This is a genomic window from Ruegeria sp. CDSC025, assembly GCF_059610805.1.
This window is the reverse complement of the sequence record NZ_JBXWOJ010000003.1, coordinates 54,761-67,933: the sequence shown is the minus strand read 5'-3', so window position 1 is coordinate 67,933 and position 13,173 is coordinate 54,761. Positions and strand designations below refer to the sequence as shown.

12 protein-coding genes are annotated in these 13,173 nt (G+C 55.4%); 3 read left to right on the top strand and 9 right to left on the bottom strand.

The genetic code is table 11. The features are described 5' to 3' along the window. Positions 1–45: 45 nt before the first annotated feature. Positions 46–1,152 (bottom strand): type 2 periplasmic-binding domain-containing protein, encoded by a 1,107-nt coding sequence (locus AC2FH8_RS05780; protein WP_281995166.1) that lies wholly within the window; start codon positions 1,150–1,152, stop codon positions 46–48. Positions 1,153–1,291: 139 nt separating this feature from the next. Here AC2FH8_RS05780 and AC2FH8_RS05775 point away from each other — a divergent pair, with 139 nt between their 5' ends. The 3 genes from AC2FH8_RS05775 to AC2FH8_RS05765 all read left to right on the top strand — a co-directional run bounded on the left by AC2FH8_RS05775 (position 1,292) and on the right by AC2FH8_RS05765 (position 4,470). After that, positions 1,292–1,960 carry a response regulator transcription factor gene (locus AC2FH8_RS05775; RefSeq protein ID WP_496688768.1) on the top strand — a complete coding sequence of 223 codons (669 nt, stop codon included), beginning with the start codon at positions 1,292–1,294 and terminating at the stop codon, positions 1,958–1,960. Further along, positions 1,957–3,327, top strand: coding sequence for a sensor histidine kinase (locus tag AC2FH8_RS05770; RefSeq protein WP_281995168.1), 1,371 nt, complete (start codon positions 1,957–1,959; stop codon positions 3,325–3,327). The genes AC2FH8_RS05775 and AC2FH8_RS05770 overlap by 4 nt, the downstream gene beginning before the upstream one ends. Before the next feature lie 663 nt (positions 3,328–3,990). Continuing rightward, complete coding sequence (locus AC2FH8_RS05765) at positions 3,991–4,470, top strand: hypothetical protein (RefSeq protein ID WP_496688766.1); 480 nt, start codon at positions 3,991–3,993, stop codon at positions 4,468–4,470. Between the two features lie 495 nt (positions 4,471–4,965). On the opposite strand, the gene AC2FH8_RS05760 is transcribed toward AC2FH8_RS05765, so the two are convergent. The 8 genes from AC2FH8_RS05760 to AC2FH8_RS05725 all read right to left on the bottom strand — a co-directional run bounded on the left by AC2FH8_RS05760 (position 4,966) and on the right by AC2FH8_RS05725 (position 13,159). Continuing rightward, a complete protein-coding gene (locus AC2FH8_RS05760; RefSeq protein ID WP_299353548.1) occupies positions 4,966–6,282 on the bottom strand; it encodes a TRAP transporter large permease in 1,317 nt (438 codons plus the stop codon). Further along, positions 6,282–6,827 (bottom strand): TRAP transporter small permease, encoded by a 546-nt coding sequence (locus AC2FH8_RS05755; RefSeq protein ID WP_299353551.1) that lies wholly within the window; start codon positions 6,825–6,827, stop codon positions 6,282–6,284. Before AC2FH8_RS05755 ends, AC2FH8_RS05760 begins: the two co-directional genes overlap by 1 nt. Before the next feature lie 81 nt (positions 6,828–6,908). Further along, complete coding sequence (locus AC2FH8_RS05750; RefSeq protein ID WP_496688763.1) at positions 6,909–7,922, bottom strand: TRAP transporter substrate-binding protein; 1,014 nt, start codon at positions 7,920–7,922, stop codon at positions 6,909–6,911. Positions 7,923–8,054: 132 nt separating this feature from the next. Beyond that, the gene (locus AC2FH8_RS05745; RefSeq protein WP_299985868.1) at positions 8,055–8,846 is read right to left on the bottom strand and encodes a DNA-binding transcriptional regulator; all 792 of its coding nucleotides are present in this window, start codon (positions 8,844–8,846) and stop codon (positions 8,055–8,057) included. Positions 8,847–8,893: 47 nt separating this feature from the next. Beyond that, complete coding sequence (locus AC2FH8_RS05740) at positions 8,894–9,874, bottom strand: fumarylacetoacetate hydrolase family protein (protein ID WP_299353559.1); 981 nt, start codon at positions 9,872–9,874, stop codon at positions 8,894–8,896. Next, positions 9,871–11,385, bottom strand: coding sequence for a bifunctional 3-(3-hydroxy-phenyl)propionate/3-hydroxycinnamic acid hydroxylase MhpA (gene mhpA, locus AC2FH8_RS05735; protein WP_299353562.1), 1,515 nt, complete (start codon positions 11,383–11,385; stop codon positions 9,871–9,873). The genes AC2FH8_RS05740 and mhpA overlap by 4 nt, the downstream gene beginning before the upstream one ends. A 14-nt stretch (positions 11,386–11,399) precedes the next feature. Beyond that, the gene (locus AC2FH8_RS05730) at positions 11,400–12,371 is read right to left on the bottom strand and encodes a VOC family protein (RefSeq protein ID WP_481668174.1); all 972 of its coding nucleotides are present in this window, start codon (positions 12,369–12,371) and stop codon (positions 11,400–11,402) included. 437 nt (positions 12,372–12,808) lie between these two features. After that, a complete protein-coding gene (locus AC2FH8_RS05725) occupies positions 12,809–13,159 on the bottom strand; it encodes a hypothetical protein (RefSeq protein ID WP_496688761.1) in 351 nt (116 codons plus the stop codon). Positions 13,160–13,173: the final 14 nt, after the last annotated feature.

Below are 13,173 nucleotides of genomic sequence, written 5' to 3'. Positions count from 1 at the left end.
GAAAACGTCCCGCCCAATGCAGGCGGGGCGTTCACAAAGGAAAGTTTAGTTCAATGACACGCCGTATTTTTCCTGAAGCCAGTTCACGATAAATGCTTTGGCCTCGGGGGATACTTGTGTCGCACTTGCTTTGGCGGATTCAGCCGCAGCACCAGTCATCTGAGGGTATTTACCCAAACGCTTTCCGGAGATTTCAGCGAAATCAGCGCGTGCTTTGATCGCTTCGAACGCGGCCGTGTAGGTGGCCATCGCGTCAGCCGATGCACCTTGTGGCAAGAACACCATCTTTTGCGCTGGGAAACCCGCGATAAAGAAGGCTTTCCATGCATCCCATTTCTCGCCCGAGGTCTCACACCCTTCAGTTGCTTCACAGACTTCCTTGAAGGTCGGGATATCGGGGAACGTGGGGTCACGCACGATGTTGCCCGCATCGTCCAAGGCACCCCAAGTCATCATCGGCACGGCTGTGCCTGCTTCAACCAAGGGCGTCACACCGGACAGATACGAAGAGGATGTCTGATAGTCGATATTGGCTTCACCACGCTCGAACATCAAACGGCCGTCACCGCGCCCCTTGATACCCATAACACTCTCGACGTTCAGGCCCAGCATCTCCCATGCCAGAGTTGGCACCAGATCAAGGCGCGTGGCCCCTTGGTTGCCGTAGATGAAATCTGTGTCTTGCAAACCAGAGGCGTCCAGGCCGTCCATCTTCTCGGCCAGCTCTGGCGGCAGATAGGCCACGCCGCCGGTGCCAGAGGCAAGAACCACGTTCCAGTCAGCGTACTCGAATTTCACCCGCGGATCACCCAGCAGATAAGGAAACTGTGTGGAGCCTGAAGACCCGAAGATCAAGGTGCCGTCGTCATAGGTTTGCTGCTGGAAAAAGTTGGCCCCTTTGGTTGAGCCCGCACCCGGCATGAATTTCACAACGACAGTCGGCTGGCCTGGCAGCGCTTCGGACAGCAGTGGCGCATAAAAGTTGGCCCATTTCGCAGAACCGCCAGTCTCGGAAAATGGAATGATCCATTCGACGGTTTTGCCTGCCAGATCGATGCCATGGCTGCCAGCATTTGCTTGCAAACCAAATGTGGCAGCAGCCGCAGCAACAAGGCTTACGGCCACGCGGCGCGTGGTTTTGAAAGTGGACATATTTTCCTCCCGGTTATGTATGCCCCTTCTCCCAAAGGGGCCAATCTAGAATCGCTGCGAGGGTGTCCGCCCCCGGTTGATGTATGTCTTTTGACCTGCGAACCTTGCACCAGACTTGCATTATCGGGATTCATTCAAGGTGCGGATCACACTGGTTGAAGACAACGTCAGCCTTTCAAAAGGCATCACTTACCGTCTTGAGGACGCTGGCCATGCTGTTGATGTGTTGCTTGACGGCAGTGTTGCAGAGGATCATCTGGCCCGCGACCAGGCTGATCTGGTCATCCTTGATATCAATCTGCCGGGTCAGGACGGGCTGTCGCTGCTCAAGCAAATGCGCGGGCGGGGCGATACCAGACCAGTGATCCTGCTTACCGCACGGGCGGACACAGAAGATCGGGTGACAGGCCTTGATGCGGGGGCCGATGACTACCTGATCAAACCCTTCGAGATGGCAGAGTTGGAGGCGCGCGTGCGGGCCCTGTTGCGCAGGCGGGACATTCCACAGCAACAGTTACGCACCTTCGGAGCGTTGCAGTTCGACCCTGCTGCGCGGCAGTTATTCGATGGCCTGACCGAAATCGACCTCCCTCGCCGCGAGATGTCTGTCTTTGAATGTCTCTTGGCAGCAGAGGGGCGCACTGTTTCGAAAACCGCCGTTCTGGATCATGTCTATGGCGTAGGGGCAGATGTCGAAGAGACCGTCGTCGAAGTCTATGTTTCGCGCCTGCGTAGTCGCCTAAAGCAACACGGCATCAATATCCGTACACGGCGCGGCATTGGCTACCAGATGTCAGCCGAGACATGACCATGAAGTTGAAGTCTCTGCGCGCGCGGCTCACCCTAATTATACTGCCACCGCTTCTGGTCATCTCTCTCATCGCCGCCGCGTGGCAATTTCGAACGACAACAGATCGCGCCGAAAACATTTTTGATCGGGGGCTATTGTCAGCGGCGCTCGCAATCTCGCGCGATGTGGCTTTGTCTGATGGCGACGCGATCAGCCCATCCACTCAGCGGCTCTTGAACGACACTTCCGGAGGGCTCATCTTCTATCACGTCTATGCGCCTGACGGGGTGTTCGTGACTGGCTACTCAACGCCGCCGGTCCTGCCAAACGTCCTTCCAGACGAGCCAACTGATCCGCAGTATTTCAACAGCACCTATCAGAGCGAAAAGGTCCGCGTATTGCGCTATCGCGACAGTACTGTCGTAAGTGGTGTGGCGGGGGTTTTCAGTATCACCGTTTGGCAAAGCGCTGATGTACGCAGCAGCTTTGTGCGCGATGTGCTATCACGCTCCTTTGCTGTCATTACACTTCTTGTACTCAGTGTGGCGGTGGTGGTCTGGTTCGGTGTGGGGCTGGGACTACGCCCCCTGCTTGATCTAGAACGCGCTATAGCAAAACGCAGCCCGACTGAGCTTGAACCTATCCGCCGTGCCGTGCCTGCGGAAGCACAGGGCCTTGTAAATACGCTCAACGCGTTGCTCGACCGCATTTCGCGGCGGATCAGCTCCAAGGATGAATTTATCTCCAACGCTGCCCACCAACTCAGAAACCCAGTTGCAGGCGTGCTCGCTTTAGCTGAAGCCGTTGCAAATGCGCCAAGCCCGAAAGCTGCACAAAAGCGCAGTGCTGAATTATTGCTTGCAGCAAGGGAGGCCAGCGATCTAACGAATAAGCTCTTGTCATTCGAACGGGCGAGCGGGACAGACATTCTGCGCTCAGGATTACCCGTCGAACTCGGATCTTTTGTACGCAACGTCGGCATCGCATTCAGCCAGCAACACCCTGAGAGTGATGTTCAGCTGATCTATGACCTTCCCTCAACGGATGTCGTTGTAACAGGTGATACAACCATGCTGCATGAAGCTGTGCTGAACCTGCTTAGCAATTCAATCATCCATGGCGGAGCGGATCTGTCACAGATTACACTGGATTTGTCACAGGACGGATCAAATGCAATTCTGGTCATCAGTGACGATGGCACAGGCATCCCTGCAGATCGACATATTGAAGCTCTCAGTCGCTTTTCCCAAGCGGGCGGAGGTTCAGGCAGCGGCCTGGGGCTACCCATTGCAAGCAGAGTGATGGAAAACCATGATGGGCGCCTGGAACTTCTGGAAAGTGCTGCAGGCGCGTCGGTCAAGTTAACGATACTTTTAGCCCGCTGATCAAATTATGACCCCATATATTATGAACTAGAACCAGACGCTTAAGGTTGATTTTGACGGCTGCCTTAAAGATCCTCCGCCGCGTGATCGATACCAATATTCAAAAGTTGACATGTTACCGGTCAAGTCAGATCGCTCACTTTGGCTACGCATAAATGTCGGCGAAGCCAACCAAGCCATTGCCATCTGCCCTTTGCAGTGAATGTAAGCAAACGTCTCGACGTTCTTTACGCTGCTGAATACGCTGCTGAAGCAGCATTTGGAAAGCGGTCGTTGGTTGAGAGGACCGCGAGGTCGGCTTTGTCCGCAGAGCCGACATCAGGCGCTCCTTATTGTTGACTCTCGAATGTCTGCTGAGAGCCCTTTCTGACAAATTCTGCAGAGGGATTGAATGTCCGGTCTCGAAGTGTCACGCGATCCAATCTAAGACTACGCTATCACTATTGGAGATCGCAAATACGATGAACTATGTCTCCTTCTTCTGGCACTCATACTGGCCGCGATCTGGTGAGCCTTTTGTGGTTGAAGGCGTGCTACGGGCTTTGCACAGGCAACTGGTGCTAAGATTTTCGGATTTGTTTCAAGTTTGCTAGACATAGCAGTTGGTATTTTCAATAACGAAGTCGCGTTGGGAATTTTGGATTGCGATTGGGGGGGAATGTATTGGATGTTGAAAAGTCTGAGGCAGAGGCTTCGTTGAGTGACCGCGAAGCAAACTACCTTCTCGAAGAGTACAAAGCGCTAAGGGCTTCAATCGAGGCAGACACTGAAAGAAACTTTCGTCTCGAACGAGGGGCCTTCGCAGCGCTAGTGGTCATCTACGGATTGATTTTCAGCGATAGCTTCCTGATTAGCAACGAGTTCGAAACATGGGTATGGTTTGCGCCACCTTTTGTCTCGCTATTCTCGCTGCGTAGAACCTTTCTGCATCGCGTTTTCATAGAAAGTATCAGTGAATACATCCGAGCGAATATCGAACCTGTTATCGGTCCAAAAGCAGGTGGTTGGGAGCAAGAGCGATTTGCAGCAAGCCAAAGAAGAGTTCGGTACTTCTCGACAGACTATCGGCCAAGTAGGCTCTGGCTACTTATTTTCTTGGCGACCGCTGTTGCGGCTTTAACAAAGGTTTTTGGCTTCCACTAGGCCTCCTATTTGTGAACTCTCGAATGTCCGCTGAGAGCCCGGAGTAGACATAGTCAACGCCGACGCTCGCAGGTGCTGCAACTCCCGCTTACCGAGACCATCAGCCACACTGCAGAAAGAAAAGCTGCCGTTCGTTACGCCCTCAGAAATTGTCCCGCCACCGGTGTTTGACTGGGCGACTATGCAATCTTTGGCTGCAATTCCGGCAATCCGGCACTGAAAATGTCAGTCGCGCGGAACGCACCAAGGTTCTCGTACTTCTCTCTTTCAGCAGAGATCGCTGCCGAATGCATTGCAGTGAAGGCGAGAAATGCAGGACCTTTGTCGGAGCTGAGGAATAGCCCGTGCTGTAACCTCAATTGAATTTCGCAAAACAGATGTTGGAAGGCTAACCAATCTCTAACTAGGTTCGTTGAGCGCCGAACGCCGCGAGCCGTACGTTTTAACACGCCATATCAGAGAGTTGGTTAGCGTCCTTTTGGGAGGCACCACTCGCTAGTGCATAGAGTTTGGCAGGAACAGCACCAGTGTTGGTACAAGTACCAACACGGCCAAGCGGATGATGTCGACGACCCAGAATGGCGTGACGCCTTTGAAGATCGTTGCTGTCGACACGTTCCCAACAACGCCTTTGAGGACAAAGACATTCAATCCGACCGGTGGTGTAATCAGGCTGATTTCGGTGACGACGACAACAATGATGCCGAACCAGACCGGATCAAAGCCTAGGCTCGTGACCAGTGGAAAAAAGATCGGCACAGTCAGCAATAGCATCGAAAGGCTTTCGAAAACACATCCGAGGATGACATAGACGCCAAGGATCATCAGCATTACCGTCATTGGCCCCAGACCCGCAGAGGAAACCGTGGCGCGCAGCGCTTCCGGCAGGCCGGCAAGGTTCACAAAGTTTGAAAACACCCAGGCGCCGATCAGAACAGTAAACAGAGCGGCGGTCGTCTGGGCGGTTTCGATCAAGACCTGCATCGTTGCAGCAAAGCTGAGTCTGCGCCGCGAAAAAGCGATCAGAAAGGCTCCTGCCGCGCCCATACCTGCCGCCTCGGTCGGGGAAAATGTCAAATTCAGTGGCCAGAAGTCCAAAACTCCGTACAACCCGCCGATTACAATGAAGAACAACAGAAGTACCGCCCACACGCCTTTCAAAGCCTTGGCACGATCAACCCAGCTCGCGCGATCCCCGGCGGGGCCGGCCTCTGGGTTGCGCAGGATCGTGTAGCGCACTGCCGCAAGGTAAAGAACGACCCCGAGCAATCCCGGGATGATACCGGCGATGAACAATTTTCCGATGCTGGTTTCGGTCAGCAAACCATAGATAACAAGAATGACAGAGGGCGGTATAAGAATCCCCAACGTGCCCCCGGCGGCGATGGATGCCGTCGACAGGCTGTCAGCATAATTGTATTTGCGCATTTGAGGCATCGCGACTTTTGACATCGTGGCAGCAGTCGCCAGGGACGAGCCGCAGATGGCCGAAAATCCGGCACAAGCAACGATTGTCGCCATTGCCAGCCCACCTCGAAAGTGACCCATAAAGGCGTAAGATACCTGATACAATTCGCGCGACAGTCCGCCCTTATTCACGAAAAGCCCCATCAGGATGAACAGTGGGACAACCGACAGCCCGTAGTCCTGTGCGGTGTCTATGATCAACCGACCGACCATAGAAATCGAGGCACGAAACCCGCGCAGTTCAGCATAGCCGACAAACCCCACAAACCCCATTGCTATCGCAATCGGCATCCGCAGGAACACAAGGAAAAGGACCGCAGCCAGGCCAAGGATGGAAAACAGCATCAGAAGTTTGCCTTTGTTGGGGAAATTACTCGCGCGACGGCACGGGCAATGAAGGTGATTGCAGTGACAAGGGTGAAAACGGAGATGAACCAACCGACATAGTGTTGTGGTAGGTTGAGGTATTCGCTGACATCGCCGTATTCGCGCGCACGTTCGGCAAGTTCCCAGACCCGCTTTGCGGGCCACAACAGAAAGATTCCGCACGCAAGATCAATTACAAAGTCGCGCAGGGCCGCAAGGCGACGGGAAAATAGCGGGTCCATAAGATCAACCACGATGTTCGCGCCTTTCCAACTGACGATAGGCAGAGACGAAAACACGATGATGGCCATGAACAGTCGCGTTAATTCGGTTGCCGATTCAATCGGGTTGCCAAACAGGCTGCGCAAAACGACATCTGCAAATGTCATCGACATCAACAGGAACAAGATACCGGCCGCAAACCATGTCGGGGCAACGGCGATATAGCGCCAGGGACTTGTTTGTCGCAGCGACATGTCCCAGTTTTGCGCTGGATTTGAGGTTTGGTCATCTTGTTCAGTCATGATGGTGGGTCCACTGTATGAAACAAGGCCCAATGAAGGGCCTTGTTGTTGGTGTTTTGAAACGCTGAACGTGCGGTCAGGTCACTCGGCGGACATCTGCTCGACGATAAAGGCATGCGCGGCAACTGCATCGACGCCCTTTGCACTGACCTCGGAGAGGACCTTTTCAATCAGCGGTCCTGTAAGTGCCTGCCACTTGGCCGCATCGTCAGCCGAGGCCTGTGTCAGTGCATTGTCGGAATTCGCGTGCAGCGATTCGATGCCAGCCGCATCGATCTGGTCCCAGGCTTTGCCCGCAGCGCGTGACAAGTTTTCGCCAAATACCTTATCCAGTGCAGCGCGATCGGCATCAGACAGCCTGTCGAATGTGTCCTGGTTCATGATGATGGCGAAAGATCCACGATAGAACCCGCCCGGAACTTCGTAAGAGTTTTTGGCAACTTCGAACAGTTTGAAGCTCTTCTTCGCCTCCATCGGCATCATCACACCGTCTGCGGCATTCGATTCCAATGTTTCATAGACTTTTGGAGCGGGCACACGGATGCCCGTTGCCCCCAGTGCAGCCCCGACATCGCCAGACACGCCGCCACCTAGTCGCAACTTCATTCCAGAAATGTCTTCAAGCGCGGTGATCTGCACGTTCGAATGCAGTACGCCCGGGCCATGGGTCATCATCGCCAGAACCTTGACGCCCTTGTGCTCATTCAAATCGGCAAAGAATGTGTCATACGCCCGCCAGCTTGCGACCGACGCGGCCTCGGCGTTACCCTCGTAGCCCGGAAGTTCGATCATTTTCGTCGACACGAAGCGGCCAGGCGAATAGCCGTGGAAGATCCAGGTGATATCGGCCGCACCGTCAAGCACCAGGTCGAATTGCGCCGGAGGGCTGCCCAGACCATATTTGACTTCGGCACTGACCCGCCCGTCGGTGGCTTCTTCGATCATTTTGGTTAGCTCAGGCCAGATCATGTCGTTGACGCCATGCGTTGGCGGGGCCCAAGACGAAATCGTCAGTGTGGTGTCAGCGGCCTGCGCTGCCATGGATGCAATCGACATCGCGCCGGCGGCAAGACCTGTGATCAAAGTATGTTTCATGATGTGTGTTTCCTCCCATTTCTTGGCGAAATTCTAGCGCTTCAGAGCACAAAAAAAATATGCTCTTGCGTCCAGCTGTCCGCGTGGCGGACACTTAGCGTTTTGAAGCGCGCCATATGCCCACAGACGCCGTTAAGGCCGACCCGAAATTTCAAGGGTTTCATATTCGGTGGCGATGTTCGCCGCAGCAAACTGCAAAGCGTCGGCATAACGCTTGATCGCCTGATCCATGTTCATGGCCTTGGTGACCCAGATAATCGACAAGCAGCCGACCGCGCGATCATCAGTTAGGATAGGCACGGCCAGGCTGGATGTTTTGGGCCTGAATGTGTGTGGGCCACGGGTGGCGTATCCCTGTTCGGCATAGATCGTCAGGTTTTCCTCCAGCCATCTTTTTCTGAGGAACGGCATGTCTTCGGGAAGGTTTTCGGCGCGCAATAACTCGATAATCATCTCCAGCTCGCGCGAACCACAGACCGAAAGATAGGCCCGCCCCGCTGACGAGCGCAGAATGGGCAGGGAAAAGCCGACCATCCCTGGGTCCACCGACAACGGGCTGCGGCCATGGGTCGATTCCTGGATCACCATATGGGCGTCTTCATAGGTGGAAAGATCGGCTGGCCAGGCGTGGGTTTCGGTGAATTCCGCCATAACTGGTGCCGCCACCTGACAAAGGCGCGAGCGCACCGACACATTGTCTCCCAATGCCGCGGCCAAAGGCGACACACGCACCCGGGCATCGCTGGCGGAACAGAGGACATAGCCCTCTTCTTCCAGCGTGTGCAGCAAGCGATAAACCGTTGGGCGAGGCAAACCCAGCTCTGACGCGATTTCACCCGGACGGGTTGCGCCGACCCGGTTGAGATATCGCAGGATATTCAATCCACGCGCAAGCGCGCGGACAGTTTCAGAGTTTGCCGCCATTTATCCATCACGATCAGGGGGGCGTTCTGTCCGCCCATGATGCAGTTTCACCCGGCCACAACCGACTGGTCAATAGCGCCGAACACGCTGGTGCCGTCGTGGTCCAGCATCTCGAACCGGATTGTGTCGCCGGGTTGCATGAACCGGGTTGTCGGCTCGCCATCGCGAATGGTTTCAATCATACGCTTTTCAGCCAGACAGGATGAACCCACCTCTTGGTGGTTTTCATTGCTGACAGTGCCCGACCCGATGATCGTGCCGGCCGATAGGTCGCGGGTACGCGCGGCGTGGGCGATCAGCTCGGGAAACTCAAAGTTCAGATCCGCGCCCGCGTCGACGCATCCGAATTCGTCACCGTTGTAAGTCGTGACTAGTGACAGGTTGATGCGCCCACCAGTCCAGGCCTCTCCCAGCTCGTCGGGGGTTACGCACACGGGCGAGAAGGAACTTGCGGGTTTCGACTGGAAGAAGCCAAATCCTTTAACCAGTTCTGGGCGCATGACATGGCGCAGGCTTACATCGTTGCACAGCATGATCAGTTTGATATGCGATCTGGCCTGCTTGGCCGTGCATCCCATCGGCACGTCATCTGTGACCACGGCAATTTCGCCCTCGAAATCCAGACCCCAATCGGTATCGACGCAGGGGATTGGGTCGACCGGTCCAAGAAACCCGTCGCCACCACCTTGATAGAGCAACGGGTCGGATTCCGAATTTGCAGGCATGTCAACGCCGCGCGCCTTGCGTACAAGCCGCATATGGCTGAGATAGGCGCTACCGTCCGCCCACTGGAACGCTCGCGGCAACGGTGAGGCCAGTGCCGCCGGATCATACGACATGGAATCGACGACGCCGTCCTCGAGTTGTTTTTCAAGGTTGCGCAGGGCAGGCTCGGCGGTCTGCCAGTCTTCGATCGCTTCGCGCAGTGTGGGTGCCACGGATGTGGCCAAAGTCAAACGGGAAAGATCACGGGACACAACGACCAGCGTGCCGTCGCGCCCGCCAGTTTTCAGGGAAGCAAGTTTCATTTTACGGGCTCTCTTTCTATGATGGTTTTGTAAGGGGTTGGCAGGCTCATAGCTGCAATTGCTTTGATGTCTGTCTGAGTCATGGCGCTAGCGGCGATGTATCGGTCAGGGCGCAGCAGAACGGCATTTGCCCCAATTTCGTCCAACGCATCTGCAAAGGCAGGATGCGCTTCTCCATCAAGAACGCGCATGGCTGGCACGACATCACGGGGCAGTTTGTGACGCACCACAAGCACTGGTGCATACCCGATGGCATCATCAAGCCGCTGACCGTCACTGAGTGTCGGCTGGCTGAACAGGTGCCCGGTGTGCGGCGTGTTGCCAACCACGAGGCTGGCCAAATCACTGCGACCAAGTGGGGGCGAGGTGAACTCCATGCGAGCCTTTCCGTCGCAATCAGCTTCTGTTCGTGCCAGCGCGGTGTCGCGATCCATCGTATTGATCAAACCACCTAAGCGCACCGCCGTTTCGATGAACGTGCGCACGTGGGGCGCGCGCTCGGCTTGATAGCTGTCCAGCAAGTCAATTCCGGTTTCGCCATTGACGCAAAGCGCCAGTTTCCACGCCAGATTGGCGGCGTCACGGATCCCCGCGCACATGCCTTGACCCATAAAAGGCGGTGTCAGATGTGCGGCATCTCCGGCGATCATCAATCGACCTTTGCGCCAGTTCTGCGCGATTGCAGATCGAAACGTGTAGACCGCGCTCCGTTCCAGATCCGCATCCTCGGGGCCAATCCAGGGCGCAAGAAAATCCCATATGCGCGCGGTTTGCAAAACCTCGTCGTCGGTTTCGTCATCTAGAACCGTGATTTCCCACCGCCGCCGGTTTTCCGGGCTTCGGCAATAGGTCATTGGACGATCAGGGTTGCTGAACTGAACCGTGTGATCACCCAGATCGGGGCGGTCCCTCTTAAGCAATAGGTCCACGACCAACCAACGTTCGTCAAACCCCAGATCGTCCATGCCAGAACCGATGGCTTCACGCAGCAAAGATCGAGCACCGTCACAGCCGACAACGAAATTGGCCTTAACCATTGTGCTGTGCTCGTCGCCAGCTTTGCGACAGTACAAAGTAACCTCTTCGCCCTGATCCTCGACGCTAACAACCTCAGTTTCTGTCAGAATCATCGCAGTGTCGCGGCTGGTCAGTTTGTCACGCAACAGCTTCTCAAGGTCAGGTTGGTGAAGGCGATAACTTGAATGCCACCCCTGCGGTCCAATCCCTTGCGGACGGGGCCAGTCCATCAGCAGATTTCTTTGTTGATCGACAAAGCGCATACCCGGATTGACCCGCACTTTTTCATTCAGCTGCTCGGCTACGCCTGCGGCCTGAAAAACCCGCATGGTTTCACCGTCAAAGTGCACAGCCCGGGGGAGATGATAAATCGCCGCCTCGCGCTCGATGACAGCCACACTCACACCGCATTCGGCGAGCAGATTGGCCAGCGTCGCACCAGTTGGCCCATAGCCGACAATGGCGACATCAAAATGTTTGGTAATCTGTGCCATCAGGTTCCCCTCTCTCAGCCACGCCCACGGGTTTCATATAGCCATGGGCAATCGACTACGGGCGGCGCGCGCAACCCGTCCTCAGCGGCCTTGAGCCGCATGTCGACAAAAGGTTCCCGCCCTGACTCGGACAAGTAAAGACGGTCGTGACCCCAGAAACTGGGGCCGCACTTTGTTTCATGTGGCTCCCAGGTCGCGGGGTCGATCACGCGCCCACCCCATCCGTTTTCGACAAAGAAACCCGAGGGGCTGTTGGCGTAGAAGCTGGTCATGTAGTCATTGGTATGGCGCCCCAGCGTATAGGCAATGCCATCCTCTTCCTGGCAGGCTAGGTCATAACCCTGACCAACGTCATCAAGGTTGTGATATTCGACCATGAAGTGGTGAAACCCCGAATTGCCCGAGCCAACTATGGCAAAGCTGTGATGCCGCCCGTTGACGTGGAAAAAGTAGAGCGGCACTGGTTTCAGACCATAGTCACTGACGGCAAATCCCAGCACATCGCGATAGAACGGTAATAGAGCCGTCGCATCGGGCACGTGCAACACCGCATGCCCCATTCCAAGCGGGCCGGTTTTAAAGCCGTCGATCGGCCGCCCCGGCGTAAAGGGGTCTTCGGCTTTTTGTGGGTTCCACACCAGTTCGATCCGGTTTCCCGCAGGATCGTGAAATACGATCAGGTCTTCGACAAACCTGCGGTCTGCCAATTCACGGCTTCCCTGCCCAACCTTATGTCCCGCATTGTCCAGCCGGGCGGCGTAATCTTGCAGGTCTGATTTCTGCGAAAGTTCCCAGCCGATGAAGGCAAGCGTTTCGCCGGGTTCATCGGATATCACCAGGCGCTGCACCAAATCATCCATCCGGAAAGAAAGTTGGCGCCCGCCGTGATCAGCGAGTTGCATGGCAAGTACTTTACTTGCGAATTGCTTCCAGTCATCCGTCCGGTCGGATCGCACACCAAGATAGCCCAAAGATTGAATTGGCATTTCATTTCCTTCCACAGCTGCGCAACCAAACTAGAAAGAGACGGTACCGGAGAGAACTTCTGTCCGGCTCAGTGTCCGCCAGGCGGACAAGGTGTGCTCGTGGAGCGCCTTTGAAAACAGCGTTGTTTTTTGCGCAGATTGCATCTTTGCACGCAGCCTTGATCCGAAAAAATGGATCATTTCCGGTTTCTGACACCACGCTGGATTGGGGCGTGGACATGCTGCCGCCGAAACGGACCAATTTGCCCACGCGTCCGCTGTTCTCTGGCAATGGATGCTGCACGATGCATGAACGGCTGCTCTTGTGAAACTGCACCACAGCGTTTGACAGAGTTCATAAGGTCGTGAATGGGCCTATGGCGACAGAAGGCACGGTTTTGCGAATGACCGTTTTGTCCGCACTGCTGTCTTTGGTTCAGCCCGCAACGAATGTCCGCTCACGTTTCCGCGACGAAAAGATGCGCTTCTTGTGGAACGTGCAATACGCCGGATCTATCGTACTGGGCCAGCTTAGCGGCCACTTCTGCCACAACCGCTTCAGCAATACTGTCTCCCGTCTTTCTGAGGTCCACCTCAATCGGCAGAGCCATGATTTGTGCCCGCAGGTCTTCAAAACGGCGTTCAAGCACCAAGGCGTCATAACGGCTGATTTGGAAACCTGCGTCCGTCAGAAGGTTCGAAATTAAGTCTCCATCGCGGAACGAAAACGGCGCCTTCGCCTTGGTCGCTGCGTCGGGGCCAACGTGTCTTTCGAGGGCGTCTGCAGGCGCCCCATTAAATAGTAACACAGCGCGCCAACACG

Bases quoted from the DNA above. Each gene is read 5' to 3' on its own strand.
- AC2FH8_RS05780 (WP_281995166.1), bottom strand. From the start codon at position 1,152: ATGTCCACTTTCAAAACCACGCGCCGCGTGGCCGTAAGCCTTGTTGCT.
- AC2FH8_RS05770 (WP_281995168.1), top strand. From the start codon at position 1,957: ATGACCATGAAGTTGAAGTCTCTGCGCGCGCGGCTCACCCTAATTATA.
- AC2FH8_RS05760 (WP_299353548.1), bottom strand. From the start codon at position 6,282: ATGCTGTTTTCCATCCTTGGCCTGGCTGCGGTCCTTTTCCTTGTGTTC.
- AC2FH8_RS05755 (WP_299353551.1), bottom strand. From the start codon at position 6,827: ATGACTGAACAAGATGACCAAACCTCAAATCCAGCGCAAAACTGGGAC.
- AC2FH8_RS05750 (WP_496688763.1), bottom strand. From the start codon at position 7,922: ATGAAACATACTTTGATCACAGGTCTTGCCGCCGGCGCGATGTCGATT.
- AC2FH8_RS05745 (WP_299985868.1), bottom strand. From the start codon at position 8,846: ATGGCGGCAAACTCTGAAACTGTCCGCGCGCTTGCGCGTGGATTGAAT.
- AC2FH8_RS05740 (WP_299353559.1), bottom strand. From the start codon at position 9,874: ATGAAACTTGCTTCCCTGAAAACTGGCGGGCGCGACGGCACGCTGGTC.
- mhpA (WP_299353562.1), bottom strand. From the start codon at position 11,385: ATGGCACAGATTACCAAACATTTTGATGTCGCCATTGTCGGCTATGGG.
- AC2FH8_RS05730 (WP_481668174.1), bottom strand. From the start codon at position 12,371: ATGCCAATTCAATCTTTGGGCTATCTTGGTGTGCGATCCGACCGGACG.